Consider the following 16135-nt stretch of genomic DNA (forward strand, 5'->3'; position numbering starts at 1 on the left):
CCTGCTAACCGGCGTGCTCGATGACCACGGCCCGCTTGAACAGAGCCGCGTCGCCGGTGGTGATGTCGGAGGGGACGCCGAAGTCGCCGACCCACGACCACGCGGAGGACACGATCTGCTGGAGGCGGTCCTGCGGGGGCCGGATGATGCGGGCGACCTGGACGTTCGGGGCGGCGTCGACCATCTGGATCGAGGGGACGTCGGAGACGTCGGTCTCGGCCAGGAGGCGGCCCATCTCCGCGAACGGCGCGGCCACGAGCGCGTCCGCGCCGTAGACGATGGGCTGGTGGACGTCGACCGAGCCGACCTCGGCGATCGGGGCCTCTTCGTTGCGCACGAAGTCGATGCCCGCGACGCGGCCGACCGCCAGGTCGCGCCACACCGCCGACGCCTCGCCGCGGCCCTGGTAGAGCCGCTGGAACTCCTCGTCGTCGAACAGCTGGTTGAGCGTCTCGGCGTCGATGTGCGCGACGTAGGCGCCGTCGATGGTGTCGACGTTCATGCGGCGCAGGCGCGTGGTCGCGGCCCGGAACAGCGACAGCGTCGCCACGTTCGACCCGGTGAGGTCGAACGCGGTGTCGGCGGCACCGGGCCGGATCGAGACGGGCGCGTTGGCGGAGACGACCGCCTCGCCGATGACATCGACGCGGGTGGTCCCGAGAGTGAGCGTGTTCGTGCCCGTGTTGACGCCGATGACGGTGTTGGCGACGCCGTCCACGGTGATGTTGAGCGGGTTCGACCCCGAGACGGGGGTGGGGACGCCGTTGACGACCACGTGGGTGAAGCCGTCGACGGACTCGACGACCATGGAGGTGTCGGTGGTGGCCGCGGCGGTCACCCAGGTGCGCCCGCCCGAGTAGGCGCGGTAGAGCCGGTCGCGGGCGATCCGGTTGAGCGACTGGCCCGCGCCGGTGGCGAGGGTCTGGATGTCCTTGAGGAACTTCGACGCCAGCGTCATCGACGACTGGAGCATGTTGGTGTCGATCGCGTCGCCGTACTGGTCCATCGTCACCGACCACTGCTCGACCGCGTAGCTCGAAGGGGACGGGTCCGAACCGGTGATCGGGGTGGTCTTCGGCTCCAGGAGGCCGGTGCGGGTCGCCGTCGAGGTGTCGCCGAGGCCGCCCTGCCAGGGCTCGGAGGCGGCGACGCGCGGGTACAGGAACTGGGGGGTGAGGGCGTCCTCGAAGGCGCGGTCGAGCAGGCCGTTCTGCATGATGGCGCGGATCGACGACGGGAGCGTCGAGCGCACGTCGTGCCGGGCCAGGTTGAACCAGCCGCGCTTGGTCAGCGTGGTCATGGGTGTGTCTCCTCTTCGATGGTGAGCTCCACGAGCTCGGGGAACTGGGCGGCGATCTGCTCAAGTCCGAGCAGGGCCGTCTGGGTGATCGCCGACACCGCGGCGCAGACGCGTCCGCCCTCGGCCCGCTGCTCGTGGCCGTCCACCGCGAGGTGGAAGCGGCCTTCGGCCATGGAGGCCGCGATGCGGATCATGAGCGGGTGCGCAGGCCGTACTTCGCCATCTCGCCGTTGAAGTCCTCACGGGTGGCGTTGCGGTAGTCGACCTTGTTGTCGCCGCCGCGGGGGCCCTGGCCGGGGTCCGGGCGGGGCTTGGGCGGCGCCGGGGCGGCCGCGGGCTCCTTCGACTTCGCCCAGTGGGGCTTGCGCTCCAGGAGGTCGGCGAGCTGGTCGCGGATGGCGTCGGTATCGATGTCGTCGCCGTCGATGAACTCGGCGGCGTTGAGCGCGGCGACCGCGTCGGTCGGGTCGGCGAAGCTTTCGGCGGCGAGTGCGGCGATCTCGGCGTTGACCGCGCGGGTCATGGCCTTCGCAGCGCGGGCCTCCGCGGCGGCCGCCTGATCGGTGAGCCGCTCCGCTTCGGTCTTCTTCTCGGCTTCGACCGCGTCGAACTTGTCGGCCTTCTCCTTGTTCTCCTTGGCGCGGCGCTCCCATTCGCGCGAGCGCTTCTTCCAGTCGATCTCCTTGCCCTTGGCGGGCTGGTCGTCGGCGGGAGCATCGTCGGAGGGCTTGTCGCCGTCGTCGTCGTGCTGGTCGTCGGTGTCGTCGGCCGGGTTCGGGTCCGTTGCGGGCTGGTCCTCGTCGCCGTCGTCGTGACGGAAGAGGGTGAACCACGGTGTGGTGGTGGGCGTTTCGCCCTGGTCGTGCGCCATGCGGCGGCCTTCCTTCTGGTGCGGGTTGGGAGTCGGGCTCCCGGTGCGGTCGGCTGCTCAGTGCCAGATGTAGCCGTGGAGGCGCAGCAGCCGGATCGCGTGCTCTTGGTCCCGGGCGATCGCGTAGATCGATTCGGGCATCATTCGTGGGGCGGATCCGCCGCCGGGGAGGCGGACGGGGCGGCCTTCGAGGGTGATGTAGGTGTCCTGGCCCAGGACGTTCACGGTGCGCAGGCGCCCGCGGCGGCCGGTGATGGCGAACTGGTTCGCATCCAGGCGGATGTCCTTGCCGCGGCGCGTCAGCCGGTTGGTGACGGTGCCGGTCATGCCCGCGGCGCGGCGGCGGGCGTTGACGACGGCGTAGATGTCGGCGCCGTCCCTGATCGCCTGCGCGCCCGCCTTCGTGAAGATCCGGGCCTGCTCGGCCTGTGATAGCGACTCGAAATAGGCCATGGGGTCGGTGCGGTGGTCCATCCCCTTGTCGCGGGTGGTCGGCATCGAGATGCAGTCGTCGCCAGGGTGGCGGCGGAACGCGGTGTTCCAGGCGCGGCCGTCGCCGGCGAGGATCGCGCACCGCGAGCACGACGGCGGGGTGAGGACCCGCACGTACTCGGTGACGCGCCGGTTAACGCCCGCGACGGAGTCGGCGTTGCGGAACGCGTCGGCGACCTGGGTGCGGCAGATCATGTCCAGGGCCGTCCAGCCGAGCCCGAGCGCGCGCGACCGGACCGTCCCGGCGGCGAGGGCGCTGAGGGTCGTCAGGGCGGGCTGCATCAGCAGCGACTCCAGCGGCCGCCCGTCGGAGGCGGTGCCGACCAGCGCCCACGGGTCGAGTTCGCCTTCGGTCGGTTTCGTGATGTCCTGCTGCCCGAGGGCGGCGGCCGTGTAGGCCTCGGCGGTCCGCGCGGCGTCGAGCTGGGCGGCGGCGATGACGACCAGGAGCCGCGGCAGGAGGTCGAGCCAGGAGGCGGCGACGCGGGTGAGGTCGACGCGGCGCCACAGGCGGCGGGCTTCGGCCGTCGCGGCCGCGGAGGTGCGCTTGAGGTGCGCGGCGCGGTCGCTACTGGCCTTGAGCGGCGGCTGCACCGGCGAGGACCGCTTCGTCGTCGGCTTCGGCCGCGTCGAGGGCGGCCTGCTGGGCCGGGCTCATCCGCATGGCCTGCCCGAGCTGGGTGACCGGGTCGCGTTCGAGCTCCTCGGCGTCTTCCTCTTCCATGCGCTTGATCTGCGTGTCGGTGTAGCCGACGTCGATGCGGGCCTGGCGCTTGGTGGAGATCCCGGCGGTGAACAGTTTCACGGCGGCGTCGGCGGCCTGCGCCTTGGTGGGGGTGGCGGGGTCGCGCCAGACGGTCTCCATGCGGGCGAGGTCGGAGACGTCGCGGCCGGTGATGGCGAGGGCCTTGCGCTGCGTGGTCTCCCACGTGCCGCCGTAGCCGCGCTGACGGCGCTCGGCGCGCTTGACCAGGCGCGACTCCGAGGAGCGGATCGCGTCCGCGGAGGCGGGGTTGCCGTCGGAGAAGCCCATGTAGTGCGGGGGGAGCGCGCCGAGGGCGCCGCACATGCGCGCGAGGAGGTTGAGGGTGTCGTGGAAGTTCTTCAGGTCGGCTTCGGGGAACTGGCCGACCTCGGCGCCTTCGTCCTTGCGCTTCATGGACGCCCAGATGCGTCCGGCGACCTTCGACCAGGCGGAGATCTTGTTGCCGACCTCGTCGACGAAGTCCTCGGGCCCGAAGCCGAGCGCCCATCTCCTGGGCATGGCGTGGAATTCGGCCGACACCATCATGTCGGTGCCGATCTTGCAGGCCGCGTCGGAGATCGGGATGATCGAGGCGAGCTCGGAGCGGCCGTAGATGCCGTCGCCGTGGAGGCGGGTCTTGTTCAGCAGCGGCGTGACCGGGTTGAAGTCGAGGTTGTGCTCGTCGCGCTTGTACTCGGGGTCCTCGATCCAGTCGTCGCCGTCGCGGATCCACCAGGCGGTGATGCCGGGGACGTAGAGGGTGGCGTGGTCGACCTTGTCCTTGCCTTCGCCCTCGCACCAGAATTTCGCGGCGTCGCGGACGGTGCGGGTGCGCGGGTCGTTCTCGTGCACGACCTCGAACGGCGACTCGACGGTGATCAGCGGCGTCTCGTCTTCGTCGGCGTCCTCGTTCGTGCCGACGATGGTGTAGGCCCGCTCGCACACCATGGCCTCTTGGTGCCCCATCTGCGAGGCCTCGTCGAGGTCGTTGCGCTGCCACTGCTCCCACAGCTGGTCTTCGAGCTTGCTGTCGCCCCAGACGCGGAATCCTTCGACGTCGAGGCGGTCGTCGAGGGAGTCGACGACGAGCTCAGGCCAGTTGATGACGACCTGCTTGAGCCGGTCGTCGAGCTCGGCGATCAGCTCGGGATGCAGGTAGGAGAGCGACTGCTTGCCCTCGTAGAACGAGTTCAGGCGCTCCAGGTCGGGCAGCTGGGCCTTGTGGCGTTGTTCGAGGCGCTTGAGGACGTCGACGAGCTCAGCCACACCGTGCCCCTTCCTATCGGAGGACGATCATTCGTCCGTTGGAGGCGCGCATCTGGCCGGCGGCGATCGAGTCGAGGCGGGCCTGCCAGGAGAGGGCCCCGGCCATGGCGAGGTCGATGAAGTCCGTGGAGTCGGGACGCTCCTTGTAGATCGTCCACAAGGGGGTCTTGTCGTCGTCGTCCATGAGCTTCAGGTTGCCGACGCGGGCGTTGGCGATGTGCCGGGCGAGATCGGGGTCCCCGGAGTGCGTGAGCTCCCCGGAGTCGATCGCGGTCCTGTAGGCCCGCATGACCTGCCCGATCTGCTTGGGCCGGTTGGTGTACCACTCCAGGACCTTCTTCGGCCCGTACTTGCCCGCCCAGCGGGAGACGTTCGCTTCGAACCGGGGCGGGTCGGCGTAGAAGCGGACGACGTTCCACTGGTCGAAGACCGCGTCGACGGCGGCGTCGACGTCCTCGTCGAGGACCTCCCACTCGCCCTTGTAGTCCTCGGGCTTCTCCCACAGCGCGGTCACCCACTGGTGCCCGGTCTCCAGGTGCGTCGCGACCAGTCCGCACGCGTCTCTCCAGCGCGCGCCGTCGAAGCCGAGCGCGATCTGCGCGCCCTTGGCGATGACGGTGCGGGGGGCCGCGAGGTCCTTCCACCGCTCGGGGTTGAACGCCTGGTTCGCCGAGGCCACCCAGCGGTTGAGCCAGACGCGCTCGAAGTAGGCCTTGTCGGTGTCGGCCTGGTGGTACAGGGACACGATGGAGTCGATGTCGGACCAGGCGGCGACGACGGGGCCGGAGGCCTCGATGATCGCGGCCCGCAGGCCCTCGTCGGTCTCGATGTCGTGCCGTGCGGAGGCCTCGCGGTGGAAGTAGAACAGCTGCGGGTCCTTCGCCTTCCCGGCGGCGACCTTCTCTGCGTACTCCTTCTCCGACTCGGCGACCGACTGCTCGCCGGAGGCGCCCGCGGTGGTCGTCGACAGCGACCACGGGTCGGCGAGCGGCCGCTTGGGGATGTTCTGGAGCATCGTCTGCCACGCCTTGACCAGCCGCGGCAGGACGAACCGGTGCGGCTCGTCCGCGTGCTGGAACGTGGTGCGCGCGCCGTCGCGGGCGTTCGGCGCCGCCGCTAGCGCGAGGGCTTTCCCGCCGCCGGAGGTACGGGTGATCCGCTCCATGGTCGGGTCGAACAGGTCCGCGTCGGTGGACTCCTCGCACATCACCTTGAGAGCGGCGTACGCGAGTTCCTCGGTCTGCTCCTCGGTGTAGGCGATCATCGGGATGTACGGGTCCTTGACCGGTTTCCCGACGGGGTTGCCGTACGCGTCCCAGCCTGCGAAGCGGACCGGGCCCTCGGGGTGCAGCTCGACGTAGGCGACCCAGGCCGCGAATTCGGTCTTCGCGGTGCCTTTGCGCAGGGAGATGCAGACGCGTTTGAAGCGCCGCTTGCCCGCCTTCGGGTGGCCCTTGGGGTAGACCTCGTACATGCGGTAGATGAGCGCGCGCTTCTCGGCGTCGATCACGGCGGGTTCGCCGCGGAGGTCGCCGGGGCCGAAAACGCAGCGCTCTTCGATCAGGTCGCAGATCTGCGGTCCGAGTGTGGGCCAGGGTTCTTCATCGAGTGGCGGGACGATCAGCCCCGTCACATCGCCTCCGCATCGGGGACGAGGTGGAGGTATTGGCGGGGGTCGGCGGGCTGCGGCGGTGCGCCGTCGCCGGTGGCGGGCGGTGCCTGCTCGGCGGTGCGGCGGCGGTTCTTCTGCTCGGCTTCGTCGCCGCGGGCGACCTCCCACTGGAGGCGGCGCCGGTCGAGCGGGGTGATCCCGTACAGGGCGCCCTGCTGGCGGATCTCGGCGGCGAGCTTGACGCGGGTGTTCGCGTTGTCGGTCGTCCAGTAGTCGTCGACGAGGACGGCGAGGCGGAAGAGTCCGTGCTTGTCGGAGTCGTCGTACTCCGAGGCCATCGGGCTCGCCCAGATGTCGCGCCACCACGACTCGGTCTGCCAGTCCCAGGTGCGGCCCTTGGGCAGCAGCGGGGCCTGGACGTCGTGGTCGGGGTTCAGGGTGGCCTTCGAGGTCGACTTGTTCCGGCGGGCCGGGTCTTCCTTCGGCAGTTGTCCGGGCATGGTGCCCCCTCTGTTTCAGAGTGGAATCAGGCCGCATAATTGGAAATGAATCCCAATAATCCGTTACGGAGAGTGACGGCCGAAAAGTTGGGAACCCGTACAGATGGAAAACTACCTCCCCGGCGGTCCGGAGCCCCCTTGGCAAGGGGTTTCCCCCCAGGTTTTCGTCACTGTGAGTGACGATCGATCGATGAAATAAATCTTCAACACGAGGTCAGGCGCTGGCGTGAACTGTCAGCGTGTGCGCTGAGTGAGCGGGAGCCGTGCGGCTCAGTGCTCGGGCCTTGCCCATCCCCCTGCTTGGTGCTGTGTGGTCTGCCATCCGTGGCACGACGCGCACAGCCCGCGCCCGTGTCGAGGATCGTTCGGGTCCAGGCCCTTGGACACCAGTACCCTCCGGTCCCGGGGCCAGTGGTCGGCAACGGTGGACTGCTGTCCGCACGGGCTGCCCGCGTGGGCTGGATGGTCTGGTGTGCAGGTGCAGAACGGATCCTTCGCGAGGACCCCTTGCCTGAACCCCTGCTCGTGCGCCCGGTCGTAGCCCCGCTCCCTAGCTGTACCCCTGCGGTGGTCGGCCTCGGCACGGTGGGCGGGGCATCGGGACTGGCCCGCATCGACTACCTCGCCGCATCCGAGTACCGAGCACGGGTGCTTTGCGCGGGGCATCGGATCAGGCGCCGTTGTCGTGGATCGGGCAAGCGGACCACTGGTCGGGGCGTGAGCAGAACGGACAGGCCTCCCGCGCCGTCGGGGACGCCGTTCTGTTCCCGCGCAGAGCGACCGCTGCACGCTTTGCGCTCGCGATGAACTCGCCGACGCGGAGCTTGAGCGGTATCCCGATGCTGCGCATGTCGACTCCTTGAGGGCCAGGACCCGTAGAAGGTCTCCGCCTAATGCACCGGGGTTGCTCCACTTACAGGGAGCAGGATGTTCGGGCTCGGGAGGCGTCGGGGGATCGGGTCCGCCTCCCGAGCGATCAGGGTTGGTGGGTCTGGGTGCCGAGCCGCTCGGCGGCGACGCCGGCGTAATGCCGGGAGATCTCGATCCCGGTGAAACGCCGCCCGGCCGCGAGCGCGGCTTCCCCGGTGGAGCCGGAGCCGCAGAACGGGTCGAGGATCATGCCGCCTTCGGGGGCGATCTTCACGAGCTCGGCCATGATGTTGACGGGTTTCTCGGTGATGTGCCGCCGCTTGTTGCCGTGTGGCTGTGAGCCGGTGAGGAGGCCGGGCAGGTAGATCGAGGGCGAGTGCCGGTAGGGCTCACCGTGGGTGGCCCACAGGATGTACTCGCAGGAGGCGCGGAAGCCGTCTCGTTTGGGCCGGTTGACGGGCTTGTTCCAGGGGATGATGCCGCGCCAGATCCAGCCGCCGGCCTGGATGGCGTCGCTGGAGACGGGGAGCTGTCGCCAGTCGGTGAACGCGAGGAGGCTCGCGCCGGGACGGGCGGCGCGGAGGCAGTCGGCGTAGACCATGGCGAGCCAGGCGGTGAAGCCGCGCTGGTCGCGCTGGTCGCCCGCGAAGTCCGCGAGGCCGTGCTGGGCGTCGCCGGACACGTACTTGTCGCGGGCGGGGGCTTTGAAGCCGCCGCCGGCGGAGGAGTTGTAGGGCGGGTCGCAGATGACGGCGTCGACGGTGCCGGTCGGGATCGACTTGAGGACGGTCAGGGCGTCGCCCTGGTGGATGGTGCAGGCGGACATGCGGTTCCCCCGGTTGTGAGCGGGGGAGGCGGGCTCGACCGCCAGGCGCACACCGGGTGACCCTCCCCCGAGAGATCCATGCGGCGTGGCGTTGGCCTGGCGGTCGAGCGTCTACGTCGGGGGAGACACCGGCCCTCAAGGCCGGAAGATGTGGTGCTGTTGCAGTTAGATTCGAGCGCTGACCAGTGCCCTAGACCGCCGGTGGGACCGGCGGTGTTGTGCGCGTGTCTGCTGCTCTGCGAGCACGAGCTCGGACTCGGGGAAGAGGAGCGCGCCGGTCTTCGGGTCCTTCAAGGGTGTGCCCGTGACGGGGTCGAGCGCTGGCGAGAGCGTGCGGTGCTTGCCGGTGTCCGGGTCGCACCAGCCCCTGTTCCGCCAGGAGAGGACCGTGGTCCTGTGGACGCGGAAGCGTTCGGCTGCTTGGGCGGCCGTGTAGTTCGCCATGGTCACCCCCGTGCATGGGCGGAGCCCCGCAGCGGTGCTGTCGGGGCTCCTGGTCTGTGTGCGCATGTAAGTCAATTCTCAATGTAAGGTGTTGCACGAGAATCGTCCACTCTGCGGTCAGATTGTTTCGGCCGTCGCCCAAGTGGGGTCGTAATCGGGGTGGTCCGAGTACACGGCCGCCAGCGCCACTACGGCGCGTTCGACCACGCGGAAGCCGTCACCGACGATGTCCCACGTCTCGATGGCGTGCTTGTAGATAGCCAAGAGCGCGCGTTTCGCTTGGATCTCGCGGAGGACACGGGACGGGTCATGACGGGCGATGTGCCGTGCCGTGTTGCGCTGCTGGTTGCTGCTGAGCGCGAAGGCGGTACACACCTCGATGTCGTCGACGGCGATCACTTCGTCGTGTTCGGCGTTGAGGTGCCACGGCCCTGGCGACGCCTCGGTCGCGATGGCCTCGTCCTCCGTGAGGCGGGCTTCGAGGAACCCGATGGGGTTCGTCATCGCAGGGCCCTCCAGATCTTGAGAGTGGTGCGGATGCGGGCGCTGATGGTGAGGCGTCCGTTGCGACCGCGGAGCCAGCGCGCGGCGTGCACGAGGTCGTCGGGTTGCCGCGGCTCCATCTTGTTGTCGCACAGCTGGTTGACGGCCGTGATGGCGTCGTTGAGGCGCGTGTAGGAAGAGGCGGCGAGCTCGCGGGCAAGTTCGAGTCGTGCGCGCTGCTCAGAGGTCAGGACGTCGGTCACGGCAGTTCTACCTCCACCACGGTCCACGCGGCTTGGTAGTCCCGGTGGCCGAAGTACGTGTCTCGTGGTGGTCATGCGGCGTTCTGGAGGGCGGGGCCGGGGAGGGGGTGGTGGTGCCCCCAGATGGGGATCCCGGCGCGTTCGATGGCGGCGACGGCCTTGACCCACTTGTCGTAGGCCTGCCACGGGATAGTCGCGCCGCACCCGCCCTTCGCTTCGAGGCATTCGACGCGGTCGAGGCGGCGGGCCCCGGCGAGGGCCGCGAGCCCGCACTGGGGGCACGGGATGGAGGCGCGCAGGAAGAACTCCTTCATCAGCACCCAGCGGTGGTACTCGCTGGGCTTGAGGAGCTTCCCGCACCCGCCCCGGGATTCGAGACACTCGATGAAGTCCTCGGCGAGGTCGACGGTGTCGTACAGCGTCTGGAGGTCGCAGCGGGGGCACTCGATGCCGTGGCGGTGATCGTCGGCGTCGGGCACGTCGCCGTTCGCGGTCCGCAGCGCCCCCACGATGCGGGCAAGGTCGTCGGCGAACTCCAGCAGCGCCGGGTGGCCGCCGCCGACGCGCTGGCCGTCGCGGTCGTATCTGATCTCTTCGACGGCCCATGGAAGCCGGTCGCGCAGCCACGTCACGAGCGCGTCGACGGTGAGCGCATCGGGGCCGCGCTCGCCGCGGCCGCGGGCGTCGGCCCAGTCGATCACCCACATGCGGAGGATGGACGCGATGGAGGCGTGGCCGGTCTGGTCGCCGTAGGGGTCGGAAACGGTGCCGGTGTTCGCGGGGCCGATGAGGTCGAGCACGGGGACGCTGACGCCGAGGGTGGGTTCGGCGGTCCCGGACACGCGGGCGTGCCCGTTCCCGGATCCGAGCGCGGCCGACAGCATGCCCCACTGGGGGACGATGATGTCGAGGCGCCGCTCGGCGCGCGCGTAGTGCCCGGTGCACACCTGGCGGCCCTGCGCGGCTAGGTTCGGTTCGCGCTCGGTGCCGTCGCTGTTCGTGGTCCGGCACAGGACGCAGGTCTGGGTGGTCATGGTGGTCCTCCTCGTGGTCGGGACATGGGAGGGGGTGGTGTGTGGGGGCAGGGGGTTTCGGAGGGGTCTAGTCCTGTGCGGGCGGGGCCTCGTCGGGGGGCGTGAGGTCGTCCACCTTCGGGAGCGCCTGGATGCCGTCCTGGAGGTTCCGGGCCGCTTCGACGGCGCGGATCGAACCGAGCGGGATCAGGCAGTCGGGCGAGGACGGGTCGGCGACCATCCGCGGCTTGCCCTCGACGCGCCCGCCAGTGTGGAGGACGCCGTCGGCGCGGAGGCGTTCTTCGGCGGCCTGCTTCGCTTCCAGGGTGGGGAGGGCGGGAGTCCGCGTCTGGAATCCCTCTTTGAGGGAGTCGGCGGCGCCGTCGGGAAGGTTGAGGTCGGTCGACCAATTCCCAGCGGGGATGCCGGTCTCGCGGGAGAGGCGCTCGATGGCCTCCTCGCGGGTCATGATCCCTTGCTGCCACTGCCCGACGAGGTGGCTGACCTGCCCGGCGGAGATGCCCGCGTTCTTCAGGCGGAGGCCGTGGAGGTCTTCGAGGAGGTCGAGGAGCCGATCGATGCGCTCTCCGTGAGTGCAGCACAGGTCCTTCGACGGGGCTCCCCGAGCGCCGAGGGCGATGCCGTTGAGGTAGGAGAGGGTGTCGCTGTACTTGCCGGGGCACACCACGGTGTCGCCAACCCAGAGGTTGAAGTGGCCCTCCTGGATGACGCCGTTGACGCTGAACTTCGCGGGCGCGACGGTGAGGCCGATGCCGGTGTCGCCGTGGACGACGCCGGCGTGCCAGCGCAGGCGGTCGAGTTCGTCCCAGTCCGGGTCGAGCGGGGGCTCGTAGGTGGTGCCGGTGTCGGTCTGGGTGCGGCGCACGTCCATGCGCCCGGTCGTGATGGTCACTGCTGTGCTCCTTGGGTGTTGAGCGCGGCGTCGATGGCCGTGCTGGCGATGGCGTGGACGAGTTCGGCGACGGTGTGCTTCTTGGCGAGGTGCGCGGCGAGGCCGTGGAGGCTCCGGTTGACGACCTTGCCTTCCTTCGAGCAGATCGGGCAGTGCCCGCGGGCGTACTCGACGGTGTCGGTGGTGTCACGGGTGGCAGTGGGGCCGTTCGGGTGGCAGGCGGTCGGCAGTGTGCTCCGGGCCCCGCACTCGCGGCACTCGTACACGAGGGCGCGCATCCCGCAGGCAGGGCACGTCCGGTCGAACATGCGGTTGGGGCTGCTGAACGACGTGACCTCGACTTCGGTCAGGTCCTCGTGCTCGCACTGTCGCCGCTGCCGCGGTGGTCTCGGAAGCGTCATCGGTGTCCCCTCCTGTTCGATCCGGTGTCCCGCGGAGGCCGGCGCCGCTTGGGGGCCGGGCCGGTGCCGCGGTTCTGCTGATGTGCGAGCGCGCGCTGCCGGAAGTACTCGGCGGGGGCCAGGCCGGTCGCGCCGAGGAGGTGCGCCTCCCATGCGGCGGTCGCTTCGTCGTCGGTCGCGTCGCGCGGGAGGGTGGCGACGTGGATGCCGCAGTCGCAGTGGACGAACACGTCGAGCGAGCGGAGCACGGTCTTGGCGTGCCGGACGTCTTGTGCCGCTGCCGCGGTGGTGTAGGCGCGGCCGATGGTGCGGGCCGCAGTGGCTGCTGCCGTGCTGAGGTCGCGCATCTGTTCGGCGGTGGCCGCGATCTCGCGGAACAGCTCGTTCCACGCGGTGTTGAACCGTACGGCACGGCGCTCGGCTTCGCTCACGAAGGACGCCCGGTCCGCTTCCACCAGTTCTGGGATGGTCTGCGTGACGGTCAGCGACTCGACCAGGGCAGTGATGTCGACCCAGGCGGCTGGGATGGTCCTGCCGGTGCGGCGCTGCGCAAGCCAGAACCGTCCGGGAGAGATGCGCGCAGGCACGGAGTCGTTGTCGACAGGAGTGCGGAGGCCAGCGACGGGGCCGGCGACCACAGACCCGGACGCGGCCATCATGGCGAACCATGCAGCGTCGGCGGCCCTGGCGCCGTTCCGCATCGGGACCGCGACGGGCGAGGGCCGGGAGACGATGACGTGCCGCATCGCCGCATGGGGCGACCGCAGGTCGGTGTCTGCGACCTGGAAGTGCCTGTTGACTTCCTGGTTGATGGCGCGCCCGTCGGTGACCGGCGCTTGGTACACGTCGTCCTCGTCGAAGGCGTCGCGGTCGAGCTCGGCGCCGACGGACTCCGCGGTGAACCGGTACTGGCACAGGTCCGAGCAGTAGTCCAGCGACGGCCCGTCCGCGGGGAGCGGGTTCCCGCAGATGCACTTCCCGGTCTCGGCGTCGATCGCCGCCAAGACCTCGTCCATGCGGTCGCTCATGAACCCTCCCGGCGGTACCGGCGGCGGATCGGGACCGTGACGACCATGTACCGGCGGCCGGGGATCCGGACGACGATCGTGCGGCGCCAGTACCGGTCCTCGTCGTCACCGGGCCAGTCGTCCGAGCCGCGCCACAGCGGGTGCCGCCACCCCCGGAACTCCTCGCCCATCCCCGCAGTCGGCAGCACCCACACCAGGTCGCGCAGCCAGCGCGGGAGGCGGCGGGGGCGGCGGGTGGTGCCGAGGAAGGTCGCGAGGTCGACTTCGACCATGCGGCCGGTGATGGTGTCGCGCTGGTCGGGTGGGAGGAGGTGGAGTTCGCTGCCTGCGGCGAGTTCGGCGGGGGTCGGGTTGGTGGGGTCGGCGAGGGAGGGGACCCACAGGATGCGGGTGGTGGGGTCGGGCTGGGGATCGGTGGTGTCCATCAGGCGGCCTCGGCGATCTTGTCGCGGAGGACCTGCTGGGCGAGGTCGGCGACGGCGGCTGGTTCGGGGATGAGGGTGCCGGTGGTGTAGGCGCGGGTGGTGCCGAGGTGGAATCCTTCGGCGGTGTCGTCGTTGTCGAACCAGGTGGTGGCCCACCGGTCGACGGCGCCGGGCGCCTTCGGGTCCGCGTTCTGGCCGTCGGCCTCGGCGCTCCAGGTGAGCATGAGGCGGCCGTCGTCGAGGCGGATCGAGAACCACAGGTCCTCGTCAACGTCGGAGTGGCCCCAGTCGAAGTCGAGCCCGGCTTCGGTGACCGCGGTTGCGATCGCGGCGAGGTAGGTCTTCGTGGGGTAGCCGTCGTCGTCGGTGAAGTGGCGGTTCATCGGGTCGTGTCCTCCGGGGTGCTGGTGTAGCCGCGGGCGGCGCGGGCCTCGGCGAGGTCGGTGCGGATCGCGTCGAGGGCGTCGAGCGCCCACGCCGAGCTCGCGGGGTTCGCGTGGTCGATGCGGATGCTGGCGGTGAGGACCGTGCCGCGGCCGCCGGGCATGGTGGGGATGCCGGTCTCGGTCTTCCACTCGACGCGCCAGGCGTGGAACTTGGCGCGGGTGCGCTTGCGGCGCTTGACGTCGACGCGCACGAGCTGGAGCGCGATCCGGTGGCGGTCGCCTTCCGGCATGACGAGCACGCTCGCGACAGGGTCGCCGATGTCCTCGGACGGGTAGTGCTTCTCGCCGAGGAGGAGGTCCAGGGGCCGCCAGCGCACCGACCCAGCCCGCCACCTGGAGGTGAGGCGGTTGTCGTCCCGGTCGGCCCACAGCTTCCAGTAGATGCGGCTGTAGTACGCGGACACCTCGATGACCTTCGACTCGTAGCCGGTCGGGTTGAGGCGGCGCTGGATGCCGCGGCCGAACTCGCCGGTGGACCAGTAGATCCCGAAGAGTCGCCACAGGGAGAGGTGACCGCCGAGCGCGTTCTCGGAGCCGCGGTTGCCGACCTTGAACTCGGCGCTGAAGCCGCGGCCGGCGCCGCCGATGAGGACCTGTGTGTGGAACTCGAAGACGGGCTCGGGCCAGGGCCCGGGGTTGGTTTCGCCGGGGGCGGCTTCGCGGATGTCGCCGGGTTTCGGGTAGGGCTCGCCGATGTCCCATCCGGTGGCGTGGAGGCGGCCCTGGGGTTCGGGGCGGGTGTCGCACCGGTCGCAGACGACCCAGCGGGAGAGGTGCCCGGGCTGGCCGACGGTCCCGGTGCCGTCGATGACGGGCTTGTGGCCGCGCAGGCGGCAGCGGAGGACGGGGCGGGGGACGTCGAAGACGGTGATGCCGCGGTTGAGCAGCCCCTCGGGGCGGCCGTCCCTGCGGCGCCGCTCCTTGTAGTCGATGTTGAGCACTCGCATGGTCGTTGTCCTTCCTGGTCGGGGCCCGGCCCCGGTGTGCGGGGCCGGGTCGGGGCGGGCTATTCGCCCTTGACGTTGACGATCTGGCGGAGGGTGTGTCGGACCTCGACGAGATCGGCGGCGTCGGCCATGACCTGGTCGATGTCCTTGTAGGCGGCGGGGATCTCGTCCAGGAGCGCCGCCGAGCCCGACCATTCGATGCCCTCCATGGACTCCTGGAGCTGCTCGACGGTGAAGGCCCGCTCCGCGGCGCGGCGCCCGTACTCGCGGCCCGCGCCGTGAGGGGCCGTGCACATCGCGGCCCGGTTGCCCTTCCCGGACACGACGTAGGAGGCGGTGCCCATGGAGCCGGGGATGAGCCCGGGGACGCCTGTGTGCGCGTCGATGGCGCCCTTGCGCGACAGCCACACGTCCTTCCCGTCGACGCGTTCGCGCGCGGTGTAGTTGTGGTGGCAGGAGATCAAGGACGAGGCGACCACGTGCCCGTCGACCCAGGACTCGAAGCAGGCGCGCATGCGGCGCATCATCTCGGCCCTGTTCTCCCGGGCGAAGTCTTGCGCCCACATCATCTGGTTGATGTAGTCGGAGAACTCCGGGTCGCCCTCGACGAGGTACGCGAGGTCGGGGTCCGGGAGGGAGATCCAGCGCCGTTCGCAGAGCTTCCGCGCGATCTTGATGTGCCGCTGCGCGATCCGGTTCCCGACGCCGCGGCTCCCGGAGTGGAGGAACAGCCAGACCCGGCCCGTTTCGTCCACTGTGACCTCCTGGAAGTGGTTGCCCGATCCCAAGGTGCCCAACTGGAGTCGCCAGTTCTCGGCGTACTCGCCGGGGTCGAAGCCCTTGGCACGGGCGAGCGCTTCGAGCCGCGCGCACGCCTGCTCCGCGGAGGCGGTGAGCGTCTCGTTGTACTGCCCGGCCGACAGGGGCGTCGCCGCCTCCAGAGCGATGCGCAGCGCCGCGAGGTCGCGGCCCGCGAGGTCGTCGAGCGTGTACTGCGTGCGCAGGGCGTTCATGCCGCAGCCGATGTCCACGCCGACCGCGGCGGGCATGATCGCCCGCTCGGTTGGGATCACGGAACCGACCGTGGCGCCCTTGCCGAGGTGGGCGTCGGGCATGAGGACCATGCGCGGCACGAACGGCATCGACGACGTCGTCTTCGCCTGCGCGAGGGTCTGCTCGTCGATGATCGAGGCGTACGACAGGAGCTTCGGGTTGATGCGCTCAGGCATGGGAGTCCTTCCGGGACGTGATCGATTGCTGAGGTTCGGGTGATGCGGTGCGCCGGGGAGG

The 16135-nt window shown here is 70.2% G+C and carries 19 protein-coding genes; all 19 read right to left on the reverse strand.

The annotated features are described in order from the left end of the window. Window positions 1-4: 4 nt before the first annotated feature. On the reverse strand, window positions 5-1300 hold the full coding sequence (locus tag B0I28_RS27395) for a major capsid protein (protein ID WP_181245890.1): 1296 nt from the start codon (window positions 1298-1300) through the stop codon (window positions 5-7). Continuing rightward, complete coding sequence (locus B0I28_RS21290) at window positions 1297-1494, reverse strand: ribosomal-processing cysteine protease Prp (protein WP_106365873.1); 198 nt, start codon at window positions 1492-1494, stop codon at window positions 1297-1299. The genes B0I28_RS27395 and B0I28_RS21290 overlap by 4 nt, the downstream gene beginning before the upstream one ends. Next, window positions 1491-2171, reverse strand: coding sequence for a hypothetical protein (locus B0I28_RS27400; RefSeq protein WP_106365874.1), 681 nt, complete (start codon window positions 2169-2171; stop codon window positions 1491-1493). The genes B0I28_RS21290 and B0I28_RS27400 overlap by 4 nt, the downstream gene beginning before the upstream one ends. A 57-nt stretch (window positions 2172-2228) precedes the next feature. After that, on the reverse strand, window positions 2229-3257 hold the full coding sequence (locus B0I28_RS21300; RefSeq protein WP_106365875.1) for a hypothetical protein: 1029 nt from the start codon (window positions 3255-3257) through the stop codon (window positions 2229-2231). After that, the gene (locus tag B0I28_RS21305; protein WP_106365876.1) at window positions 3232-4674 is read right to left on the reverse strand and encodes a phage portal protein; all 1443 of its coding nucleotides are present in this window, start codon (window positions 4672-4674) and stop codon (window positions 3232-3234) included. Before B0I28_RS21305 ends, B0I28_RS21300 begins: the two co-directional genes overlap by 26 nt. 13 nt (window positions 4675-4687) lie before the next feature. Continuing rightward, a complete protein-coding gene (locus tag B0I28_RS21310) occupies window positions 4688-6307 on the reverse strand; it encodes a terminase large subunit (RefSeq protein ID WP_106365877.1) in 1620 nt (539 codons plus the stop codon). Beyond that, window positions 6304-6786, reverse strand: coding sequence for a phage terminase small subunit (locus tag B0I28_RS21315; protein ID WP_106365878.1), 483 nt, complete (start codon window positions 6784-6786; stop codon window positions 6304-6306). Before B0I28_RS21315 ends, B0I28_RS21310 begins: the two co-directional genes overlap by 4 nt. Window positions 6787-7762: 976 nt before the next feature. Further along, a complete protein-coding gene (locus B0I28_RS21325) occupies window positions 7763-8482 on the reverse strand; it encodes a DNA-methyltransferase (RefSeq protein ID WP_106366026.1) in 720 nt (239 codons plus the stop codon). A gap of 165 nt (window positions 8483-8647) precedes the next feature. Continuing rightward, a complete protein-coding gene (locus B0I28_RS21330) occupies window positions 8648-8926 on the reverse strand; it encodes a helix-turn-helix domain-containing protein (protein WP_146148187.1) in 279 nt (92 codons plus the stop codon). Window positions 8927-9043: 117 nt separating this feature from the next. Then, the gene (locus B0I28_RS27405) at window positions 9044-9430 is read right to left on the reverse strand and encodes a DUF6221 family protein (protein WP_106365881.1); all 387 of its coding nucleotides are present in this window, start codon (window positions 9428-9430) and stop codon (window positions 9044-9046) included. Beyond that, entirely contained in the window at window positions 9427-9672 is a 246-nt protein-coding gene (locus B0I28_RS21340) for a hypothetical protein (RefSeq protein ID WP_106365882.1), read from the reverse strand. Before B0I28_RS21340 ends, B0I28_RS27405 begins: the two co-directional genes overlap by 4 nt. 71 nt (window positions 9673-9743) lie before the next feature. Continuing rightward, window positions 9744-10706, reverse strand: a complete 963-nt coding sequence (locus B0I28_RS21345; RefSeq protein ID WP_106365883.1) for a hypothetical protein — start codon at window positions 10704-10706, stop codon at window positions 9744-9746. Between the two features lie 67 nt (window positions 10707-10773). Then, window positions 10774-11598 carry a hypothetical protein gene (locus tag B0I28_RS21350; RefSeq protein ID WP_106365884.1) on the reverse strand — a complete coding sequence of 275 codons (825 nt, stop codon included), beginning with the start codon at window positions 11596-11598 and terminating at the stop codon, window positions 10774-10776. Continuing rightward, window positions 11595-11999 carry a hypothetical protein gene (locus B0I28_RS21355; RefSeq protein WP_106365885.1) on the reverse strand — a complete coding sequence of 135 codons (405 nt, stop codon included), beginning with the start codon at window positions 11997-11999 and terminating at the stop codon, window positions 11595-11597. The genes B0I28_RS21350 and B0I28_RS21355 overlap by 4 nt, the downstream gene beginning before the upstream one ends. Beyond that, window positions 11996-13027 carry a hypothetical protein gene (locus B0I28_RS21360; protein WP_146148189.1) on the reverse strand — a complete coding sequence of 344 codons (1032 nt, stop codon included), beginning with the start codon at window positions 13025-13027 and terminating at the stop codon, window positions 11996-11998. Before B0I28_RS21360 ends, B0I28_RS21355 begins: the two co-directional genes overlap by 4 nt. Beyond that, window positions 13024-13452, reverse strand: a complete 429-nt coding sequence (locus B0I28_RS21365) for a hypothetical protein (RefSeq protein ID WP_106365887.1) — start codon at window positions 13450-13452, stop codon at window positions 13024-13026. Before B0I28_RS21365 ends, B0I28_RS21360 begins: the two co-directional genes overlap by 4 nt. Continuing rightward, window positions 13452-13835, reverse strand: coding sequence for a hypothetical protein (locus B0I28_RS21370; protein WP_106365888.1), 384 nt, complete (start codon window positions 13833-13835; stop codon window positions 13452-13454). Before B0I28_RS21370 ends, B0I28_RS21365 begins: the two co-directional genes overlap by 1 nt. Beyond that, a complete protein-coding gene (locus tag B0I28_RS21375) occupies window positions 13832-14845 on the reverse strand; it encodes a hypothetical protein (protein WP_146148190.1) in 1014 nt (337 codons plus the stop codon). Before B0I28_RS21375 ends, B0I28_RS21370 begins: the two co-directional genes overlap by 4 nt. Window positions 14846-14904: 59 nt before the next feature. Further along, a complete protein-coding gene (locus B0I28_RS21380) occupies window positions 14905-16074 on the reverse strand; it encodes an RtcB family protein (protein ID WP_106365890.1) in 1170 nt (389 codons plus the stop codon). Window positions 16075-16135 lie beyond the last annotated feature (61 nt).

This window comes from Glycomyces artemisiae, assembly GCF_003002955.1.
Lineage (GTDB): Bacteria > Actinomycetota > Actinomycetes > Mycobacteriales > Micromonosporaceae > Glycomyces > Glycomyces artemisiae.